Raw genomic sequence first — 19,209 nt, 5'->3', positions numbered from 1 at the left:
GAATGAGGCGGTAGATTGCAGGGCTGATTTTCAGCGTGGTCATGGCGATCTGAAAGGCGGCTCTGTCACAGATAATGGGCGCCTCATCCTTTAATATCGCCGCCCCCCTGGTTTTCAGGTGACAGAATAATCCCGGCAAGTGGCGGGAGGCTGATAACGATGGAATGCGAGCGTCCCATCCATGGTTCGCCGGTAGTATCTATCAGCCCCATGTTACCGAGATTACTGCCTCCGTAGTGTGAAGAATCGCTGTTGAATATCTCGCGATAGCTGCTGCCGGCGGGAACACCGAGACGGTAACCTGTGCGAGGCACAGGTGTAAAATTGAGAACGACCAGCAGGAACGAGCCATTGCGCGCATAGCGCAAATAGCTGATGACAGAGTTGTCGGCATCATGGCAATCCACCCACGCGAAGCCGTCAGGTAAAAAATCGAGCTCGTATAATGCGGGAATACCGCTATACAAGCGATTGAGATCTCGCAACGTCATCCGCACGCCGCGGTGTTGTTCGTCTTGCAGTTGCTCCCAGTACAGCTCCCGCCTCGCGTCCCATTCACGGCCCTGAGCGAACTCGTTTCCCATAAAATTGAGTTTCTTGCCCGGATATGTCATTTGATAAGTAAACAAGAGGCGCACGTTGGCGAATTGCTGCCATGCATCCCCCGGCATTTTGCCTAGCAGAGAGCCCTTGCCATGCACGACCTCATCATGTGAAAACGGCAACACGAAATTTTCGGTGTAGGCATATAGTTGACCGAAGGTAAGCTGGTCCTGGTGGAATCTCCTGTGAACCGGATTATTTCGCATGTAGGATAGCGTATCGTTCATCCAGCCCATGTTCCATTTCATGGAAAACCCGAGACCGCCAAGATGAGCCGGACGGGATACCGCCGGCCACGAGGTGGATTCTTCAGCCAGCGTCAGTGCGCCGGGGAACTCCCCATGCACCATGATGTTCAGTTCACGCAGGAAATCGATGGCTTCCAGGTTCTCCCTGCCGCCGTATTTGTTCGGCAGCCATTCGTCCTGCTTGCGGGAGTAATCCAGATACAGCATGGATGCAACCGCATCCACCCGCAGCCCGTCAAAATGAAATTCCGATAACCAGAAATGGGCGCTGGATAGCAGGAATGATTTCACTTCCTTACGTCCGAAATTGAAAATATGCGTGCCCCAGTCCTGATGCAACCCCATGCGCGGGTCTTCATGTTCATACAGGGCACTACCGTCAAATCGGGATAAGGCGAATGTGTCTTGCGGAAAATGCGCCGGCACCCAGTCGAGAATTACACCAATCTCTTCCCGGTGACAGGCATCAATGAGAAATTTCAAATCGCATGGCGAGCCATACCGGCTGGTAGCGGCAAAATAGCCCGTTGTCTGGTAACCCCAGGATTCATCAAGCGGGTGCTCCGAAACCGGCATCAGCTCGATATGCGTATAGCCCATTTCCCGTACATAAGGAATCAGACGCCGGGCAAGTTCGCGGTAAGAGTAAAAACGCCCGTCGGGATGCCGCATCCATGACCCCGCGTGTACTTCATAAATATTCAATGGCGCCTGCAACCAATCCCTTGTTGCACGGTTTGCCATCCACGCGGAATCCCCCCAGCTTATTTCCTCGATGCCCGGCGTACACGCTGCATTATTGGGACGCAATTCGTAACAGTTGGCATAGGGATCTGTCTTTAGGAGAATTGCGCCGCTATCGCGGTTACGTATTTCATATTTGTAGAGCGAATCGGGCTGAAGGCCGGGGATAAACAATTCCCAAACCCCGCTAAAACCATGAACCGCCATTGCGTGCGCCCGCCCATCCCACCGGTTGAAGGTGCCCACGACGCTGACGCGCTCGGCGTTTGGCGCCCATACGGAGAAGAGTACGCCGGCCACGCCCTGGATCTCCGCAATGTGAGAGCCCAGCGTGCGATAAGCCTGACGTAGCCGGCCTTCATTGAAGAGATAAAGGTCATAATCGGAAATTTGCGGCGGGAACGCGTAGGCGTCATAAGTGTCGTACACTTGTGCTTCAGGCCCTGCAATGCCATCCTGGACGCGCAATAGATAGGGCATGGGCGGGAAGGCGGCGCCGCGCCATTCGAAAACTCCGAGGGGGTGCATGCGTGTCATTGGCTTAAAACCACCTCCCATACTGATCCATACATTGCTGGCGTACGGGTAAAATACTCGTACCAAGCTATACTCGTGCTCGATGCGCGCACCGAGATAGCTGAAAGGATCGTGCAACCGCCCCGCCAGCAGCGCTTCCAGCAGTGGATTGACTTCGACGGGCGTATCCTGTGTTATAGGATTGGAATTCATGGGGAATTATAACTTGCGTAAGGGATAACTTGCGTCATGACGAGGGAGACTGAACAGTAGAGGGGTCAAATTTCGCTGCGAAAAAACACCACAACTGCAATAATGTAGTCACAAAGTTACCGGAAGATCCATCCATGCCGACGATTATTAACAAATGAAACAAGAGGCTGACTTGCGTTTTCACAGTCAAATTACGCGTAATTCGATAGCGATGATACTGGCTGGCGGGCGCGGCAGTCGCTTGCGGCAATTAACAGACTGGCGTGCCAAGCCCGCGGTGCCGTTTGGCGGAAAATTCCGCATCATCGATTTTCCGCTGTCCAATTGCGTTAATTCCGGCATACGCCGTATTGGCATTGCAACCCAATACAAGTCGCAGAGCCTGATCAGTCATATTCAGCACGGATGGGGATTTCTCGACGGCCGGTTCCATGAGTTCGTCGAACTGCTTCCGGCCCAGCAGCGTATTGAGGAAACCTGGTACCAGGGTACCGCCGATGCGGTGTACCAGAATATCGATATACTTCGCCGTCATAATCCTGACTACGTGCTGATTCTGGGAGGCGATCACGTATACAAAATGGATTATAGCAAGCTGCTGGCCTATCACGTGGAGAAATCCGCGGATATGACGGTAGCATGCATTGGCATTCCGGTGGAGTCGGCGAGCTCGTTTGGGATCATGAGCGTCAACGATGACTTGCGAGTCACGAGCTTTGATGAAAAACCCAGCGCCCCTTCGCCTATGCCGGGTCACCCCGGGCTTGCGCTGGGGAGCATGGGCATCTATGTATTCAACGCGTCGTTTCTTTTCGAGCAATTGATTCTCGACCATGACGAGCGTTCATCGTCCCATGATTTCGGTCACGATCTGATTCCGTATCTCGTGCCGCGGCACAGGGTATTTGCTCATCGGTTTGCCGACAGTTGCGTCAATATGGTATCCGGCGTGCCATACTGGAGAGATGTCGGCACGATCGATGCTTATTGGGAGGCAAATCTTGACCTTACTCATGTAACCCCCGATCTCAATCTATATGATGATGAGTGGCCGATCTGGACTCACCAGGAACAGTTGCCTCCTGCCAAGTTTGTATTCGATGACGATGACCGGCGGGGCCAGGCATTGGATTCGATGGTTTCCGGAGGTTGCATCATCAGCGGTTCAACCGTTCGCCGCTCGCTATTGTTTTCCAATGTTCAAGTACGCAGCTACAGCAGTATTGAAGATTCCGTGGTACTGCCCAATGTGGATATCGGCCGCAACGTACGTCTGAGGCGCGTGGTAGTAGACAAGCACTGCGTGATTCCTCCAGGCCTGATGGTTGGGTTCGATCCGGAAGAAGATCGCAAGCGGTTTTATGTCACCGAGTACGGCATTACCCTTATCACTCCGGAAATGCTGGGGCAAAAAATACATCATGTCCGGTGACCGCGGTAAAATGACGGGGCATAAATAGAAAGTATTGCACGCGTAGGATTTATTCCGGCGTTTCTTTTCATCGGGTTCAGATAGAAATGCAACCATTAAATCTTGTCTTGCTCTGGCATATGCATCAGCCAGACTATCGCAATTATGAAACCGGCGAATTCATGCTGCCATGGGTGTACCTGCACGCCATCAAGGATTACAGCGATATGGCGTCCCATTTTGAAGCGCATCCGGCGATGAAGGCTGTGGTGAATTTTGTGCCCGTGTTACTCGATCAGATCGAGGATTATGCGGCACAGTTCGCGATGGGGCAGTTGCGCGATCCGCTCTTGCGTTTGCTGGCCACCCCGGATCTGGAACAGGTTTCGACCGAAGACCGGCTGAGGGCATTTGATAGTTGTTTCCGCAGCAATCACGTAACAATGATGCAGCCTTATCCCGCGTACAAGCGCCTGTTTGAATTGCACGAGACCTTGCGGGAACGCGGCGAACCGGAGCTGGCTTACCTTTCGGGCCAGTATCTGGCGGATCTGCTCGTTTGGTATCACCTGGCATGGACCGGAGAGAGCGTGCGCCGGGACAATGAGGTCGTGGTGAAATTGATGACGCAAGAAAAGGGTTTCAGCTATGAGAACCGGATGCAATTATTCAACGTCATGGGGGAGGTGATACAGGGATTGATCCCGCGCTATCGCAAACTGGCTGAATCCGGCCAGATAGAACTCTCCACTACGCCGCATTATCATCCGCTGGCGCCGCTACTAATTGATTTTTCGTCAGCGCTCGATAGTGAGCCCGGCTCGAGCTTACCCGCGGAAGCCGCCTATCCGGGAGGAAAAAGCCGCATCGCTCATCAGTTGACGTCAGCGACGGAGAGTCATGCGAGACGCTTCGGCACTGAACCGGACGGCGTCTGGCCCGCGGAAGGCGCGGTATCCACGCCTCTTCTGGAGATCATGTCCGATCAGTATTGCCGCTGGAGCGCAAGCGGCGAGGCAGTGCTGGCAAACAGTTTGCGCAAGTCGTATCCGGCCCGGTCCCTGCCGGAGCGTGGGCAGTACCTCTATCAGCCGTACCGGGTGGAGGGCAAAGCTGGTAGCGTGACGTGTTTTTTTCGCGATGAGAAACTATCGGACATGATTGGTTTCGAGTATGCGAAATGGTTTGGACGGGATGCCGCCGAGCACATGGTGCATTCGCTCGAAGATATCGCCCGTAATTCCCCTCCCGGAGAGAACCCGGTGGTAAGTGTGATCCTCGACGGAGAAAATGCCTGGGAATACTATCCATACAACGGCTACTATTTTCTCAATGATCTCTACGAGATTCTTGAGAACCATGACTCGATCCGGGTTACCACTTATCGCGACTATCTCGCATTCATGAATCCGGCCGATGTCGTCACTTTGCCCGTACTGGCGGCGGGCAGTTGGGTATATGGAACATTTTCCACCTGGATCGGCGACCGCGACAAAAACCGCGCCTGGGATCTGCTCTGCGCGGCCAAGCATAGTTACGATCTCGTGATGCAAAGCGGGCGTCTGACCAGTGAGGAAATGGCCAAGGCCGAACGGCAATTGGCTTCCTGTGAAAGCTCTGACTGGTTCTGGTGGTTGGGCGATTATAACCCGCCGTACGTGGTATCGAGTTTCGACCAATTGTTTCGCGATAATCTCGCTAATCTTTACGCACTGCTCAAATTACCGGTGCCCGTATCCGTAAATGAACCTATCAGCCATGGCGGAGTTGCTCAGGAATCGGGTGGCGCCATGCGACGTGCTTCTTGAGAGACGTTACACCCGTTGCCTGGCAGCGGAGACTGAAGGCCTCATCGTGCGCTGCCTAGCGTTCCGTTATTGCTCAGCAAGCTGAAGGATTGCAGCAAAGCTTGCTGAAACGACCGTCCCGGACTAAAGGGATATCGCCATGTCCGTTTTGTCTTGTCGTTGGCCTCACTACGGACATGAGCATTCGGGGCAATTCAGGGCTGAAGTTTTTTTCTTGAGGATAAGCCTGTGCCCCGTCCCATCTCGCTGCTTTTCGGCGTTCATGCTCACCAACCGGTAGGTAATTTTCCAGAGGTACTGGCCGATGCGCACCTGCGCTGTTACAAGCCCTTCCTCCATGTGCTTTACCGCTATCCCGAATTCTTTTTTGCGATGCATATTTCCGGCTGGCTGCTGGATTATCTGATTGGGCGCTATCCCGAAGACATGGCGCTGTTGCGGGAAATGGTGGCGCGCGGACAAGTCGAGCTGTTCGGCGCCGGCGATACGGAGCCAGTATTGGCGGCCATTCCAAATCGTGATCGCATTGGGCAGATCCAGACTTTTTCCGACAAGCTGGAGACGAAGCTGGGGCAGCGCCCGCAAGGCGCGTGGTTGACAGAACGAGTGTGGGAAGCAACCGTGATACCCGCGTTAGCGGATTGCGGTGTCCGGTACGTGATCGTGGACGATTACCATTTTCTTTGTTCCGGCAAAACGTCAGAGGAACTGGACGGCTATTTCACTACCGAAGAGGACGGGCGCGAACTCGATCTGTTCCCCATTTCGGAAGCTTTGCGTTACAGGATTCCATTTTCTCCAGCCGCCGAAGTAGTAGCTTACCTCGAGTCCCTGGCTTTAAATAGAACGACTGGCGTCGAGGCAGCAGCCATTTATTTTGATGACATAGAAAAATTCGGTATTTGGCCGGAAACCTACCATTGGGTATATGAAAAAGGCTGGCTCGACAGCTTTATTCAAAGTGTGCTGGCCTCGCCCATTGTTCGCTCCCGGCACTACGGGGATTATCATGGTGCGGGCAAAACCCTTGGAGTGGTGTATTTGCCGACTACATCCTATATCGAGATGAACGGGTGGACTCTCCCGGCGCAGCCCGCCAATATTTACGCCAATCTCGTGCAACAGGCGAAGGCAGCTGGATGGTATGAGGACAACAAGGCGTTCCTGCGCGGGGGCATCTGGAAAAACTTCTTTTCCCGTTACCCCGAATCCAACTGGATGCACAAACGTATGTTGAGCCTTTCGGCGCGGCTTGCATCGTTGCCCGAGCGGCAGCGTAGTGTTGCGATGAGGGATAAGCTCTATGAGTCGCAGGCCAACGATGCGTATTGGCATGGCCTGTTCGGCGGATTGTATTTACCGCATTTGCGCCGGGCGGTGTTTAGGGCATTGGTCGAGCTGGAAGCAATGCTTGATTCCTGCGCCCCACGTCCGGCCTGCTTCGTGGAAGATACCGATCTTGATGGGGCAGAGGAAATGTATTTACAGAACGGCGTGATCCAGGCGGTGTTGAAGCTGGATAACGGGAGCAGCATCTGCGAGCTGGATTCCTACGCGTTGAAGCATAATTTTGGCGATACGTTGCGGCGCCGGAGCGAACACTATTATTACAAGATTCACCAAAACGGGCACGGTTTACATGGCTATAACGGTACCGGAATCGCCTCGGCGCATGAGCGCGTCGGGTTCAAGCATAAAATAGATGTCATGGATCTGGAGCCTGATGATCATGCACGAGGGTTATTCGTGGATCGCTTGAACGGAGGCCTGGTAAGCTATGAGCAAGAACCATTGGTGGACGGCGCGTATTGCCGGGCGGATATGTTTTCGCCGCACGTAAGAAAAAGTATCAAGCTGACAGATAACCGTTTGTGCGTGGCGTATCGTTTTGATGACGAAGCGGACGGCGTGTTCAATACCGAGATCAATCTCGCCATGCCGAGCTGCGACGGCTGGGGCGGACGCTATATTTATCGCGGCGAAGTACCATGCGGGTTCGGTCAATTACTTGAATTATCCGAAATGACCGGTATAACGCTGGATGACGACGAATTGGCCGGAACTATTGAGCTGAGCGTTTCATGCCCTGTTGCATTGAGCAGCCAGCCCTATTATTCAGTATCGCAGTCAGAAGAGGGTTTCGAAAAAATCATGCAGGCTGTGGCGCTGAAGCTGGAGTGGCCGGTAATGGCTGGAGAAGTGGTTATTTCAATGACCTTCAGTTCAAGACACGGTGCCTTGCCTGCATAACCGCCGCATGCAGGGGGCAGGACGGGTTTGCATCCACCGGCCGCTTATTGAATTCATTCTGTTGATGGCGTTCACTTCATTGCCGCATTCTCGAGGGCCGCGGTTGTTTCGTTCATACCGGGTTTTCATCTCAAACCCATGCTGGCAGCCTGGTCTAGGTTGTAGAGTTATAGCGGCTTTCGTAAAATTTCTGGTAAAATTGAGAATTCTCAAAGAGCCCAGCAAGGATCTGTCATGACCTATGTAGTAACTGAAAGTTGTATAAAATGCAAATACACAGATTGCGTGGATGTATGTCCCGTGGATTGCTTTCGCGAGGGGCCCAATTTTCTGGTGATAGATCCCGACGAATGCATAGATTGCACCCTGTGCGTGGCTGAGTGCCCGGTAGAGGCAATTTTCTCCGAGGACGATGTGCCGACGGATCAGCAGCATTTTACCGCGCTCAACGCCGAATTATCCAAAGCCTGGAAGCCCATCATTGAGAAAAAGGATGCGCCTGCCGATGCCGATGACTGGGCAACGGTAACAGGCAAGTTGGACAAACTCGAACGTTGATCCGGCAGCGGTAGATTTCCGCCGCATGTCCTCCATTCTGAATTTCCCCCAAGTTCTTCTCCCCGAGATTTTTGCGGATCATGACGCCGGCTCAAGAGTTGGCGTCACGGTTATTACTCCCAACCGTCGGCTTGCGACGGTACTTAAAAGCGAGTTCAACAAGGCCCGGGCCATCGAAAGAATGTCTGCCTGGGAATCCGCGGATATCCTGCCGATTTCCGCATTCATCGAACGTATCTACGAAGACGCGCTTTACTCAAGGGAGGCGCTCCATCTGCCCATCCTGCTGACACCCGCGCAAGAGCAGGTGTTATGGGAGCGGGCTGTTTCCCGGTGGACGGCGGACACGGCTTTGCTTTCCGTCGTGGAGGCCGCCCGCCTTGCCCGAGAGGCATGGGAGCTTGCTCATGCGTGGCGCCTTATCCCCAGGCTCGGGAACTATCCGCTGAACGAAGATAGCAAGGCATTCCAGGAATGGTCCGGGCATTATGAGAAAATGACCAGACAGGCGCGCCAGATCGACCGGGCGCGACTCTGCGATCTGGTAGCGGAGTTATGCAAAAGCAATGAAATCGGCAAACCGAAGCAGCTGGTCTGCTATGGCTTTGATATTGTTACACCGCAACAGGCAAGGTTGCTGGGCAGGCTTGAGGAGGCGGGTTGTGAAGTGATGGTTGCACCCTTGTTACCTCAATCGCCATCTCGACCAATGCCGGGACAGCAGTGGAATCTCGATGTGCAGCGCGTGGTTTATGACGACCACAGCGAGGAAATCCGCTGTGCGGCAGTATGGGCACGGGAACGGCTCGAAGCAAATGGCTCCGCTCGCATTGGCGTCGTTGTTCCAGGGTTTTCCGAGCACAGAAGTACCATCATGCGCATCTTCAGTTCCGTGATGGAGCCGGATGTACGGCGATCGCTCCCGGGAGCCGCCAGGCCCGTTCCACCGTTTAACGCTTCGCTTGGCCTGGCTCTGATTTCCTATCCGCTGGTAAATGCGGCGTTTCTGATACTCGAACTCGGGGATGAACAGATCGAGTTCGAGCGCGTCAGTCTTTTGCTCCGCTCCCCTTTCCTGGGCGGTGGCGAAACCGAGATGGTTCACCGCGCGCAACTCGATGCCCAGCTACGCAAACGGGCGGAGTCCCTGATCACCCTTGAACGGCTGCTCAACCTGATCGAACGCGAGCCTGGCCGTATAAGCTGCCCGGTTCTGGTGAGAAGCTTGTCAGCCTATGCCGAGTTTCGCAAAGCCAGGCTTTCTGGTTCGCAAGCGCCCTCGAAGCTGGCACGGATAATTTCCGATACCCTGGGTATCGTTGGGTTTCCTGGTGAACGCGAGCTGGATTCGTCTGAATATCAGACACTGAAAAAGTGGCAGGAGGTTCTAGCCGGTTTCGCTGTCCTTGATAATGTCATGCCACGCGCCACCTATAGTGCCGCGCTATTGCGCTTGCGCCATATGGCGGCGGACGTGCTGTTCCAGCCCGAGACACCGGACGTTCCTGTTCAGATACTGGGCGTTTTGGAGGCTGCGGGCATGACGTTCGATCACCTCTGGGTCATGGGCTTGTCTGAAGAGGCCTGGCCGTCACAGCCACGTCCCAATCCGTTCTTGCCGGTTGAACTACAGCGTGCCACTGGATTGCCACAGGGATCGGTGCATGCATCTCTGGAACTTGCAAGCCGCCTTACCAACGCATGGCTGACATCAGCAGATGAGGTAATTTTAAGTCATCCACGGCACGACCGCGGTCACGATGCGCGGGAGCTCGCACCCAGTCCGCTGATAGCAAATATAGCGATTGGAGAGCTTGGGTTGTCGGATTACGCGGGTCACCGCGATTTGATTCATGGTGCGCGCCGGGTTGAGCGCGTGAAAGATGATGACGTGCCTGCAGTGCAAGTGGGCGCCAAAGGCGTTGCAGGCGGGACGGCGGTGATAAAGGATCAGGCCATTTGTCCATTCCGCGCGTTGGCGATCCACCGCTTGGGCGCCGAGGGTACGAAAACCCCTGGCAGTGCGCTGGATGCGATGGAACGGGGTACCTTGGTTCACGATATGCTCGCGCAGGTGTGGAGCCAGCTCAAGACCAGAAGTGCGCTTGACGCTATCGACGCAGAAGACCTTGAAGCGATGCTCACGCATGCTGCGAAAGAGGCTGTCCCGCGCCTCCAACGCGCTCGTCCGGTCGCGCTTTCCGCACGTTTTGCATTAGCAGAGCAGCGGCGTCTTGTGAGACTGGCACGGGAATGGCTCAACGAGGATAAAAAGCGTGGCGACTTCACGGTCGTCGCAGTCGAAGACAAGCGTACCGTAGAGATCGGTGGATTCATGTTGACGACTCGCCTCGATCGGGTAGACGAACTTGATGACGGACGCAGGATTGTCATTGATTACAAAACACGGGCACCCCTCGCGGGTAGCATGCTGGGTGAACGTCCGGAAGAGCCGCAACTGCCCTTGTATCTTGTTGCTGCCGAGCGGGGTGCAGTCGCGGTGGCGTTTGCACAGGTCAAAACCGGGGAGATGCGGTTCACTGCGCTTGCGCGGGACAGCGACCTGCTGCCCGGCGCCAAGGCCTTTTCAGAATCGCGCCATGGAGACCAGCATGGCTCATGGGAAGAGCTGGTTACCGCCTGGCGCATAAATCTTGGGAATATCGCTGCCGATTTCTTCAGCGGACATGCCAAGGTCGATCCCAAGAAATACCCACATACCTGCCGCAACTGCGATGTGCGGCCACTTTGCCGTATTCATGAACGGGTAGGAGACGACGTTATCGAGCAGGAGGAGGCGGAGTGAGAAACGCTTCGCCTATGCCTATGCATAAGACCGGTGTTGCCCCCACCCTCGTGCCGGACCTTGTGCAGAACTTGGTGCCGGATGCCGGAGAGCGTCACCGCGCCATTGATCCCGCCCATTCTTTTGTCGTTCAGGCACCAGCCGGGTCCGGCAAAACCGGGCTTCTGATTCAGCGCTATCTCAAGCTGCTCACGTGTGTTGAGGAGCCGGAAGAGATTGTTGCAATTACCTTCACCCGGAAAGCCGCCGCGGAAATGCGCGAACGCCTGGTGGCGGCGCTTGCGCAGGCCAAAAACACGGGCCATCCGTCTACAACTCCTGAAACGGGGTACGAAAGGCTTACCCGCGAACTGGCTGACGCTGTGTTGCGCCGTGACGCCAAGGTTGGCTGGCATATACTCGATAACCCGGCGCGGCTGCGTATTCAGACCTTCGATTCGTTATGCGCTTCGTTGGTAAGCCAGATGCCTGTGCTCTCGGAGTTCGGGTCACAGCCGCAAAGCATCGAGAATGCCTTCGATTTATATCTTGAAGCCGCGCGTGCAACCATCGATCTGATCGAGGGCGAGGATGCCGCAGCGCAGGATGTCCAGCGCTTGCTGGAGCACCTTGACAACGACGTGGGCCGCATCGAAACACTGCTCGCCGAAATGCTGGCCCGGCGCGACCACTGGCTGCGGCACATTTACGGAAAGGACCGTGAAGAGCTGGAAGCGGCGTTGAGGAGCACCCGGTGCGAGGCGCTGAAACGCTTGTGCGGGCTATATCCTCCCGCCATGCAAGAAGAGTTGGTAGAGCTTGTGCGATATGCGGCGAACAATCTGGCTGATAGCGGCAGGAGCTCGGATATTGCCGGATACGAGCATCTCGGCGGGCTGGGCGCAATGCCGGGTCATGAAGAGCAGGATGCCGCCTGCTGGCATGCCGTCGCCGAACTATCGCTCACAAAAGACGGGTTTTGGCGCAAGCAGCATACTGTAAGAGACGGATTTCCGGCAAGCCTCAACGCTGGGGCCGGAGCCGCGGCAGGAACCGGGAAAGAAATCGCGAAGTCCTGGAAAGACAGGGCGGGCGCGCTTGTTTCGCTGCTGGCTTCAGATGGTGAAGATTTGTTGCGCCAGGCGCTGCATGACGTTCGCCAGTTGCCGCCCTCGGCTTATACGGAAAAGCAGTGGGAAGTGCTCGGGTCGATCACCCGGCTTCTGCCTCGCGCTGTCGGCCAGCTCAAGCTCGTGTTTCAGTTGAGCGGCGAGGTGGATTTCACCGAGGTGACGCAAGGCGCGTTGCGCGCGCTTGGTGAGCCCGAGGCGCCTACCGATCTTGCGCTCGCGCTCGATTACCGCATCCGCCATTTGCTGATAGACGAGTTCCAGGATACCTCTATCAGTCAATATGAGCTTATTTCAAAACTTGTCGCGGGATGGGAGGCGGGAGATGGCCGCACCGTGCTGGCCGTTGGCGATCCCATGCAATCCGTCTATCGTTTTCGCGAGGCAGAAGTCGGCCTGTTCCTTCGGGTCCGCGCCGGGGGGATCGGCAACCTCACGCTGCATCCCATTTCCCTCTCCACCAATTTTCGATCCCAGCGCGGCATCGTGGAATGGGTCAACGAGACGTTTGCCGGGGTAATGCCGGAAAGGGAGAATATCAGCGCCGGCGCAGTCCCTTATACGCCATCGGTGGCAATACGCAACTTGCTAGGCGGTACAGCTGTCACCGTACATCCGTTTTTCAATGACGATCATGTGGCCGAGGCGGCGCAAGTGGTGGAGATTATTGCGCAGGCGCGGCGCAAAAACCCCTCCTCGACGACCGCGATTCTGGTGCGCAATCGTAGCCATCTCAATGAAATCATCCCCCGCTTGAAGGAGGCCGGATTGCGCTTTCGCGCGATCGAAATAGAAGGGCTAAGCCATCGGCCTGTCGTGCAGGACCTGTTGGCCCTGACACGCGCGTTGATGCATCCTGCGGACCGCATGGCATGGCTCGCGTTGCTGCGGGCACCATGGTGCGGCCTGACGCTCATGGATATCCACGCGATCGCTTCGACACATTCGGAACCTCCTCCTGGCAATGTTGATGGTACAAGCGCCGATGGCGGGGTAGGGACGGAAAGCAGCAAGGCGACAAATAGCCGGGTAAGCGGTCAGGCAGTATGGGAATCGATCAACGATGACTACTGCATGGCGCGGGTTTCCGCTGATGGCCATGCCCGGTTGCTGCGTTTGCGTGATGTGCTGAATGAGTGTCTTGCAAATCGCTGCCGTCAATTCCTGCGCGCGACGGTTGAGGGCGCATGGCTTGCGCTTGGCGGGCCCGCTTGCATCGATGATCCGACCGCCTTTGAGGATGCTGCAGCCTACCTTGACTATCTTGAAGCGAACGAGAATGCGGGAAGCGTTCCCGATCTTGCCGCGCTGGAGGAAGGGCTAGCCAGGCTTTTCGCATTACCCGACGTGAAGGCGGACGGCGCGCTGCAAATCATGACTATCCACAAGGCCAAGGGACTGGAGTTCGATTGCGTAATCGTACCCGGTCTTGGCCGCGCCTCCCGCAGCAATGACAAGAAGCTGTTTATGTGGATGGAGCGGTTGCAGGACGACTCGCATACGGAAGCGGGAAACGGGGGGAAGGATTTGCTGCTTGCGCCGATCCAGGAAACGGGGGCGGAGGCCGATCGGATTTATTCCTGGCTGGAGAAACTTGATAATGAAAAAGAGGCGCTGGAGGATGGCCGGCTGCTCTACGTTGCTGCGACTCGTGCCAAACAACGCCTGCACCTGCTTGGGTGCACGAGTGTAGTCCCCGGACGGACGGGTGAATGGGAATTGAAGCCGCCCGCGCGGAAAACATTGCTGAGCAAAATATGGCCAATGGTGGAACGTGTTTATATGGAAGCTGCAGCCCGAGCAAAGCCTTCGGATATGCTGGTTTCCGCAAATGGAGAAGAGCCAGGGAGGAGAAGGGAATATACAATTGATCAGTCCCTGCTCCGCCTCGTGTCCGGCTGGACCCTGCCGTCTGCCCCAGCACCCGTACAGTGGAAAGCCCAACAGCATATCTTGCCTGTCCGGAGAGACATCGAGTACTCATGGGCCGGCCAAACCGCGCGGCTCGTCGGAAACGTGGTGCACCGCTGGTTGCAGCGTATCGCCGAGCATGGGGTAGAGAACTGGGACATCGCCAAGGTTGAGGTTTTGCGTGATACTTTCAGGCGTCAACTGGTCGCGGACGGTATCGTCAACAATGAAGATGATATCGATGCGGCTACCCAGCGAGTGGTGACGGCTCTGACTCATGCGGTGAGCGATCCGCGCGGGCAATGGTTGCTCGGACGGCAACAGGAAGCTCGCTGCGAGCTGCGCATGACCGCCGATTTTGACGGCGAGTATATGGAATTTGTTATCGACCGTACTTTTCGTGATCGGAATGGCCAGCGCTGGGTCGTAGATTACAAGACCAGCAGTCACGAGGGCGGGGACGTGGAAGGTTTTCTCACCAGAGAGCAGGAGCGCTACCGTACTCAACTCGATTGTTACGCTGCACTCATGCGCATGCCGGATGACGAGCCAGTGAGACGAGGACTGTATTTTCCGCTACTGAAGGGTTGGCGGGAATGGGGCGATGAAGGATAAAACCTTAGGGACAACTTCCAATGTAGCGGGACACAATGCCGCGTTGCTGGAAAAAAGAATGGGCTGCCCCGGGATTGCAACGGTAGCGATGAGCTTGACGGGGACAGGCGTTCAAAAATTAAAGAACCTGCATGGATAATGAAAAGGATAAGCATTATCCTGTTTGCTAATTTTGGAGAGTTTATGCGATCGCTATTCTATGCATTTGGATTTTTAACGCTCGCCGGGTGTGCGGCGGGCACCACGGGTGCAACTGCGGCTGCGCCACAACTGCGGCCGGAATACGAATCCTTTATCGGCGAGATGGTGGAGCGGCATGGCTTCAGCCAGGCTGAACTGAAGGGCATTCTCGGTAGGGCGCAGTTTCAGCCAAAGATCATCGATGCAATCTCGCGGCCGGCTACCTCCAAGCCGTGGTATGAATTCCGCCCGCTGCTCGTTACCCCGCAGCGTGTTGCTGATGGTGTTGTTTTCTGGAATAGCCACGCCTCGACGCTGGAGCGCGCGCGCAGGGAGTTCGGTGTTCCCGAGGAAATCATCACTGCAGTGATCGGAGTGGAAACAAACTACGGTGTACAAACCGGCAGGCACCTCGTGCTGGATGCATTGACCACCCTGGCGTTCGACTATCCGAAACGTGCCCCCTTCTTTCGGGAAGAGCTGGAGCATTACCTGTTGCTGGGGCGAGAACAACGAGCGGATATACTGGGTATTAAGGGTTCGTATGCTGGGGCGATCGGCATCCCGCAATTTATGCCCAGCAGTTACCGCCGTTATGCGGTGGATTTCGATAGTGACGGCAAAGTCGATCTGGCTGGCAGCGCCGTGGATGCAATTGGCAGTGTCGCCAATTATCTGAAAGGCTACGGTTGGGAGGCGGAGCAAACAATCGCCGTTCCTGCCCTGGTCAACGGAGGAAACTATGCCGAGGCAATATATGCTGGGGAAAGGCCGCGATATACAGTGGAAAAACTGAGACAGTTAGGTGTCGCACCGGGAGCGGACATAGCCCGGGATCGACATGCTACGCTGATAGAGCTGGAGAATAAGGTCGGAAATGAGCATTGGCTCGGCTTCAATAATTTCTATGTCATTACCCGCTATAATCGCAGCGTGAATTATGCGATGTCGGTATTGCAACTGGCGGAAGAGATTCGTGCGGCACGGAATTCTAATTGAGGCTGGCTCCCCAAATACAGTAGAAGTCTAACAAAGCCAAACGTCCTCCATGAAACTCTGGGCGGTTCAAACAGGCATGGACCACATATTTCACGTATTTCACATATAACGTAATCTTGTCTGTTTTCAATTGTCCGGGGCGCAACCACCAGACACGACAAGATCCGATACCGGCTCGATTGCGTCAAACTCTGTCTTAAATTCGGTCGCGCAGGGTCAGGAGAAAGACACTTTCCTGCAATCGACTAAGACCGCGTTCCTGGAAGCGCGGCTCCTGCGCGAGCACATCCTGTTGCGTCAGCAGGCGTATCCCGGCGTGTTTCTGGTAGAGCGTCTCGACTTCGCCAGCAGATACTGAAAACGGGGGACCTTGCATTTCCTGCTGGGAATAGTTCAGCGTTATCAGCAGGATTTGTGTTGCAGGCGACAGGATAGTCGATAAGCAGCGTGCATAGCGTTCGCGTATTGAAGGGGGCAGCGCGATTAATGATGCTCGGTCGTACACGGCTCTGATTTTCGCCAGCTCCTGTTTGCTCAAGTCGAAAAAATCGCCGCAGAGAATGCGGATTCCGTCAGCCTCGTAGCAATCAAACTTTTCCCCGGCGACATGATGCGGGATATAGTTGTTTTCCTCGAAGAATGCCCGCACGGCGATGACGCTCGATTCCACACCTGTCACTGAGTGCCCCTGCTTGTTTAGCCATATCATGTCGCGGCTTTTGCCGCATAGCGGCACGAACACCTCGGTACCTTCGGCAAGATGTAACTCCTGCCAATATTGGCGCAAATAGGGATTGATCTCGTCTTGGTGAAAACCGGTTTCTTCACGCTTCCAACGTTCCAGCCAATAGTCTTTTTCCATCTTCAAATCTCGTCAGAATGGAGAAGTTTTTTTTCACAAAGCGCCAGCTATGCGTGTACATTATTGTACAAGTAAAGGACTAAAATTCTTCCTCATCTTGTGTGGTAAAACCGCCGCATTTGTGGCGGGTAGGAATCACAAAAAGGACCATCAGAATAGGCATAGCAAGTTTTTTCCGAGAGCTGATCACTTGATTACGGACTGATCGAGGACTTGACCGAATCCGAAAAGAGAAAAAATCAATGAGAAATGATGAAACGTCCTCAATGACCAGTCAGGATAAAAGACACAGGGATGCGGAGCGCTGCTATGGATGAGCATGCCGATGCAGGTCAGGCGCTGCGTGAGCGCCTGAAAGAAATTACCTGTCTCTATGAGATTCGCCGCGGCATGGGGCTGGAACTATCGCTGGATAATGTCTGCCAGCAGATTTTTAAGCACCTGATACCCGCCATGCAGTTCCCGGAAATTGCTTCCGCCATGATCGAACTCGATGGCAGGCGCTTTACTTCCGATAATCACGGCCAGGGCCGCACGCACGAACTGCAATCGAAGATTAATGCCAACAACGAACCTTGCGGCGAGTTACGTGTTTTCTATCCCGAAGACAAGCCATTCCTGGTGCCGGAAGAGCAGCGGCTCATCGACGCGGTCGCCAGCGATCTGGAGAGATGGTTTGAGCGCAAGCAGATCGATGAAGCGCTTCGCGAGCGCCTGAAAGAAATCACCTGTCTCTATGAGATTCGCCGCGGCATGGGGCTGGAACTATCGCTGGATAATGTCTGCCAGCAGATTTTTAAGCACCTGATACCCGCCATGCAGTTCCCGGAAATTGCTTCCGCCATGATCGAACTCGATGGCAGGCGCTTCACTTCCGATAATCATGGCCAGGGCCGCACGCACGAACTGCAATCGAAGATTAACGCCAACAACGAACTCTGTGGTCAGTTGCGTGTTTTCTATCCCGAAGACAAGCCATTCCTGGTGCCGGAAGAGCAGCGGCTCATCGACGCGGTCGCGAGTGATCTGGAGAGGTGGCTTGAGCGTAAACGCCTGGAACAGACACTGGTTTCCATAGCGGAAGAACATCAGCGTTCGATCGGCCAGGAATTGCACGACAATCTCGGGCAGCAGATAGCGGCCATCGGTTATCAAGCCACGGCGCTGGAAAGAAAGATATCCGCGTCCGGGAGTGGGGATGTGGCAACGGTTGCCGCTTCCATCGCGTCGCAAGCGCAGGATGCCGTGATGCAATGCAAGCAGCTTGCGCAGGGGTTGCTTCCATTTGAACTGGAAAGCAATGGCTTGACGGACGCGTTGAGGGCATTTGCTTCGAGAATCGCGGTCACTTATAAGATTACTTGTGATTTTGTATGCAAAAATAATGTCATTATCAAGGATAAGAATTTTGCGCTTAATCTTTACAGGATTGCGCAGGAGGCTACCAATAATGCAATCCGCCACGGACGTGCTCAGCATGTGACAATTTCCCTGGCATCCGAGGAAAAAAAACTCCGCCTGTCGATATGCGATGACGGCGGCGGTTTTGTTGATTTCAATAAAAAAAATGAGGTCACCCCGGGAATGGGTATTAAAATCATGCAATATCGCGCCAGGCAGCTTGGCGCGACACTGGAATTCCTGTCGCCTCATGAAAGAGGGGTGGAAGTGCGGCTGGAAATGCGAGTGGTGTAGGAGTTTCCCTGTATGTCAGCCTTGAAAGCACAAATAATGCTGGTGGACGATCATGCCATGTTGCGGCATGGGATGGCGATGCTCATCAATCTCGAGCCGGATATGGAAGTATTTGCCGAGGCGGGAGACGGCGAGGAAGCGCTGGCCGCCCTCAAGACGGGACATCACGCCGATATCGTTTTAATGGATGTATCTCTCAAGACTCTCTCCGGTTTTGAGGTCATAAAGAACATACATGTTGTAATGCCTGCATTACCCGTGCTTGTCGTCTCCATGCATGACGAAGGCGTGTATGCCGAGCGTGCCTTGCGTGCAGGCGCACGTGGATACGTAATGAAGCAGGAGCCGGGGGACGTGCTGATAACCGCTGTTCGCGAGGTGTTAAGGGGAAATATTTATCTGAGCAAACCAATGCGCGACAGGCTGCTGAATCGGGTTGCGACGGGGCATTCTGAACCTGAACCTTTGATCAACAGTCTGACACCCAGCGAGTTTGAGGTACTGCATTTGATCGGATCCGGGCACAGCAGTCAGGAAATCGCGAGATTGCTCAGCCGCAGTATTAAAACTATCGAAACGCATCGCTTCAACATTCGTACCAAATTGAACTTGAAAGACGGCGCTGATTTGATACGTTATGCCACCCACTGGATTTCCGAAGCGCAATAGCCGGCAATGCTC

12 protein-coding genes are annotated in these 19,209 nt (G+C 54.8%); 10 read left to right on the top strand and 2 right to left on the bottom strand.

The genetic code is table 11. The features are described from left to right. Positions 1 to 83: 83 nt before the first annotated feature. On the bottom strand, positions 84 to 2,324 hold the full coding sequence (gene glgB / locus BMZ14_RS05585) for a 1,4-alpha-glucan branching protein GlgB (RefSeq protein WP_074795669.1): 2,241 nt from the start codon (positions 2,322 to 2,324) through the stop codon (positions 84 to 86). Between the two features lie 154 nt (positions 2,325 to 2,478). Here glgB and glgC point away from each other — a divergent pair, with 154 nt between their 5' ends. From glgC to mltB, 8 genes are all read left to right on the top strand, one after another. Continuing rightward, positions 2,479 to 3,756, top strand: coding sequence for a glucose-1-phosphate adenylyltransferase (glgC, locus tag BMZ14_RS05580; protein WP_074795667.1), 1,278 nt, complete (start codon positions 2,479 to 2,481; stop codon positions 3,754 to 3,756). A gap of 86 nt (positions 3,757 to 3,842) precedes the next feature. Next, positions 3,843 to 5,543 carry a glycoside hydrolase family 57 protein gene (locus tag BMZ14_RS05575; protein WP_074795665.1) on the top strand — a complete coding sequence of 567 codons (1,701 nt, stop codon included), beginning with the start codon at positions 3,843 to 3,845 and terminating at the stop codon, positions 5,541 to 5,543. Positions 5,544 to 5,771: 228 nt separating this feature from the next. Continuing rightward, positions 5,772 to 7,793, top strand: a complete 2,022-nt coding sequence (locus tag BMZ14_RS05570) for an alpha-amylase/4-alpha-glucanotransferase domain-containing protein (protein WP_074795663.1) — start codon at positions 5,772 to 5,774, stop codon at positions 7,791 to 7,793. 234 nt (positions 7,794 to 8,027) lie between these two features. Next, positions 8,028 to 8,351, top strand: a complete 324-nt coding sequence (fdxA, locus tag BMZ14_RS05565) for a ferredoxin FdxA (RefSeq protein ID WP_074795661.1) — start codon at positions 8,028 to 8,030, stop codon at positions 8,349 to 8,351. A 25-nt stretch (positions 8,352 to 8,376) separates the two neighbouring features. Then, positions 8,377 to 11,157 (top strand): PD-(D/E)XK nuclease family protein, encoded by a 2,781-nt coding sequence (locus BMZ14_RS05560; RefSeq protein ID WP_074795659.1) that lies wholly within the window; start codon positions 8,377 to 8,379, stop codon positions 11,155 to 11,157. After that, positions 11,154 to 14,792 carry a UvrD-helicase domain-containing protein gene (locus BMZ14_RS05555; RefSeq protein ID WP_256208428.1) on the top strand — a complete coding sequence of 1,213 codons (3,639 nt, stop codon included), beginning with the start codon at positions 11,154 to 11,156 and terminating at the stop codon, positions 14,790 to 14,792. The genes BMZ14_RS05560 and BMZ14_RS05555 overlap by 4 nt, the downstream gene beginning before the upstream one ends. Then, on the top strand, positions 14,782 to 14,931 hold the full coding sequence (locus BMZ14_RS15045) for a hypothetical protein (protein ID WP_177186920.1): 150 nt from the start codon (positions 14,782 to 14,784) through the stop codon (positions 14,929 to 14,931). Before BMZ14_RS05555 ends, BMZ14_RS15045 begins: the two co-directional genes overlap by 11 nt. Before the next feature lie 44 nt (positions 14,932 to 14,975). After that, positions 14,976 to 15,971: a lytic murein transglycosylase B gene (gene mltB / locus BMZ14_RS05550; RefSeq protein ID WP_074796473.1), complete on the top strand. Its 996-nt coding sequence runs from the start codon at positions 14,976 to 14,978 to the stop codon at positions 15,969 to 15,971. 196 nt (positions 15,972 to 16,167) lie between these two features. Here mltB and BMZ14_RS05545 read toward each other — a convergent pair whose 3' ends face one another. After that, the gene (locus tag BMZ14_RS05545) at positions 16,168 to 16,833 is read right to left on the bottom strand and encodes a thiopurine S-methyltransferase (protein ID WP_074795655.1); all 666 of its coding nucleotides are present in this window, start codon (positions 16,831 to 16,833) and stop codon (positions 16,168 to 16,170) included. Between the two features lie 309 nt (positions 16,834 to 17,142). Between BMZ14_RS05545 and BMZ14_RS05540 the strand changes: the two genes are divergently transcribed. Together BMZ14_RS05540 and BMZ14_RS05535 are read left to right on the top strand one after the other, a co-directional pair. Further along, on the top strand, positions 17,143 to 18,528 hold the full coding sequence (locus BMZ14_RS05540) for a sensor histidine kinase (protein ID WP_256208427.1): 1,386 nt from the start codon (positions 17,143 to 17,145) through the stop codon (positions 18,526 to 18,528). 12 nt (positions 18,529 to 18,540) lie between these two features. Then, the gene (locus BMZ14_RS05535) at positions 18,541 to 19,197 is read left to right on the top strand and encodes a response regulator transcription factor (RefSeq protein ID WP_074795653.1); all 657 of its coding nucleotides are present in this window, start codon (positions 18,541 to 18,543) and stop codon (positions 19,195 to 19,197) included. Positions 19,198 to 19,209: the final 12 nt, after the last annotated feature.

This window comes from Nitrosospira briensis, from assembly GCF_900115125.1.
Lineage (GTDB): Bacteria > Pseudomonadota > Gammaproteobacteria > Burkholderiales > Nitrosomonadaceae > Nitrosospira > Nitrosospira briensis_A.
This window is presented reverse-complemented; position numbering and strand designations above follow the sequence as displayed.

What these genes read in the sequence shown, in the direction of transcription:
- glgC (WP_074795667.1), top strand. Translation starts at nt 2,479, where the DNA reads ATGAAACAAGAGGCTGACTTGCGTTTTCACAGTCAAATTACGCGTAAT.
- glgB (WP_074795669.1), bottom strand. Translation starts at nt 2,324, where the DNA reads ATGAATTCCAATCCTATAACACAGGATACGCCCGTCGAAGTCAATCCA.
- BMZ14_RS05560 (WP_074795659.1), top strand. Translation starts at nt 8,377, where the DNA reads ATGTCCTCCATTCTGAATTTCCCCCAAGTTCTTCTCCCCGAGATTTTT.
- BMZ14_RS05535 (WP_074795653.1), top strand. Translation starts at nt 18,541, where the DNA reads ATGTCAGCCTTGAAAGCACAAATAATGCTGGTGGACGATCATGCCATG.
- BMZ14_RS05545 (WP_074795655.1), bottom strand. Translation starts at nt 16,833, where the DNA reads ATGGAAAAAGACTATTGGCTGGAACGTTGGAAGCGTGAAGAAACCGGT.
- BMZ14_RS05540 (WP_256208427.1), top strand. Translation starts at nt 17,143, where the DNA reads ATGGATGAGCATGCCGATGCAGGTCAGGCGCTGCGTGAGCGCCTGAAA.
- mltB (WP_074796473.1), top strand. Translation starts at nt 14,976, where the DNA reads ATGCGATCGCTATTCTATGCATTTGGATTTTTAACGCTCGCCGGGTGT.
- BMZ14_RS15045 (WP_177186920.1), top strand. Translation starts at nt 14,782, where the DNA reads ATGAAGGATAAAACCTTAGGGACAACTTCCAATGTAGCGGGACACAAT.
- fdxA (WP_074795661.1), top strand. Translation starts at nt 8,028, where the DNA reads ATGACCTATGTAGTAACTGAAAGTTGTATAAAATGCAAATACACAGAT.
- BMZ14_RS05575 (WP_074795665.1), top strand. Translation starts at nt 3,843, where the DNA reads ATGCAACCATTAAATCTTGTCTTGCTCTGGCATATGCATCAGCCAGAC.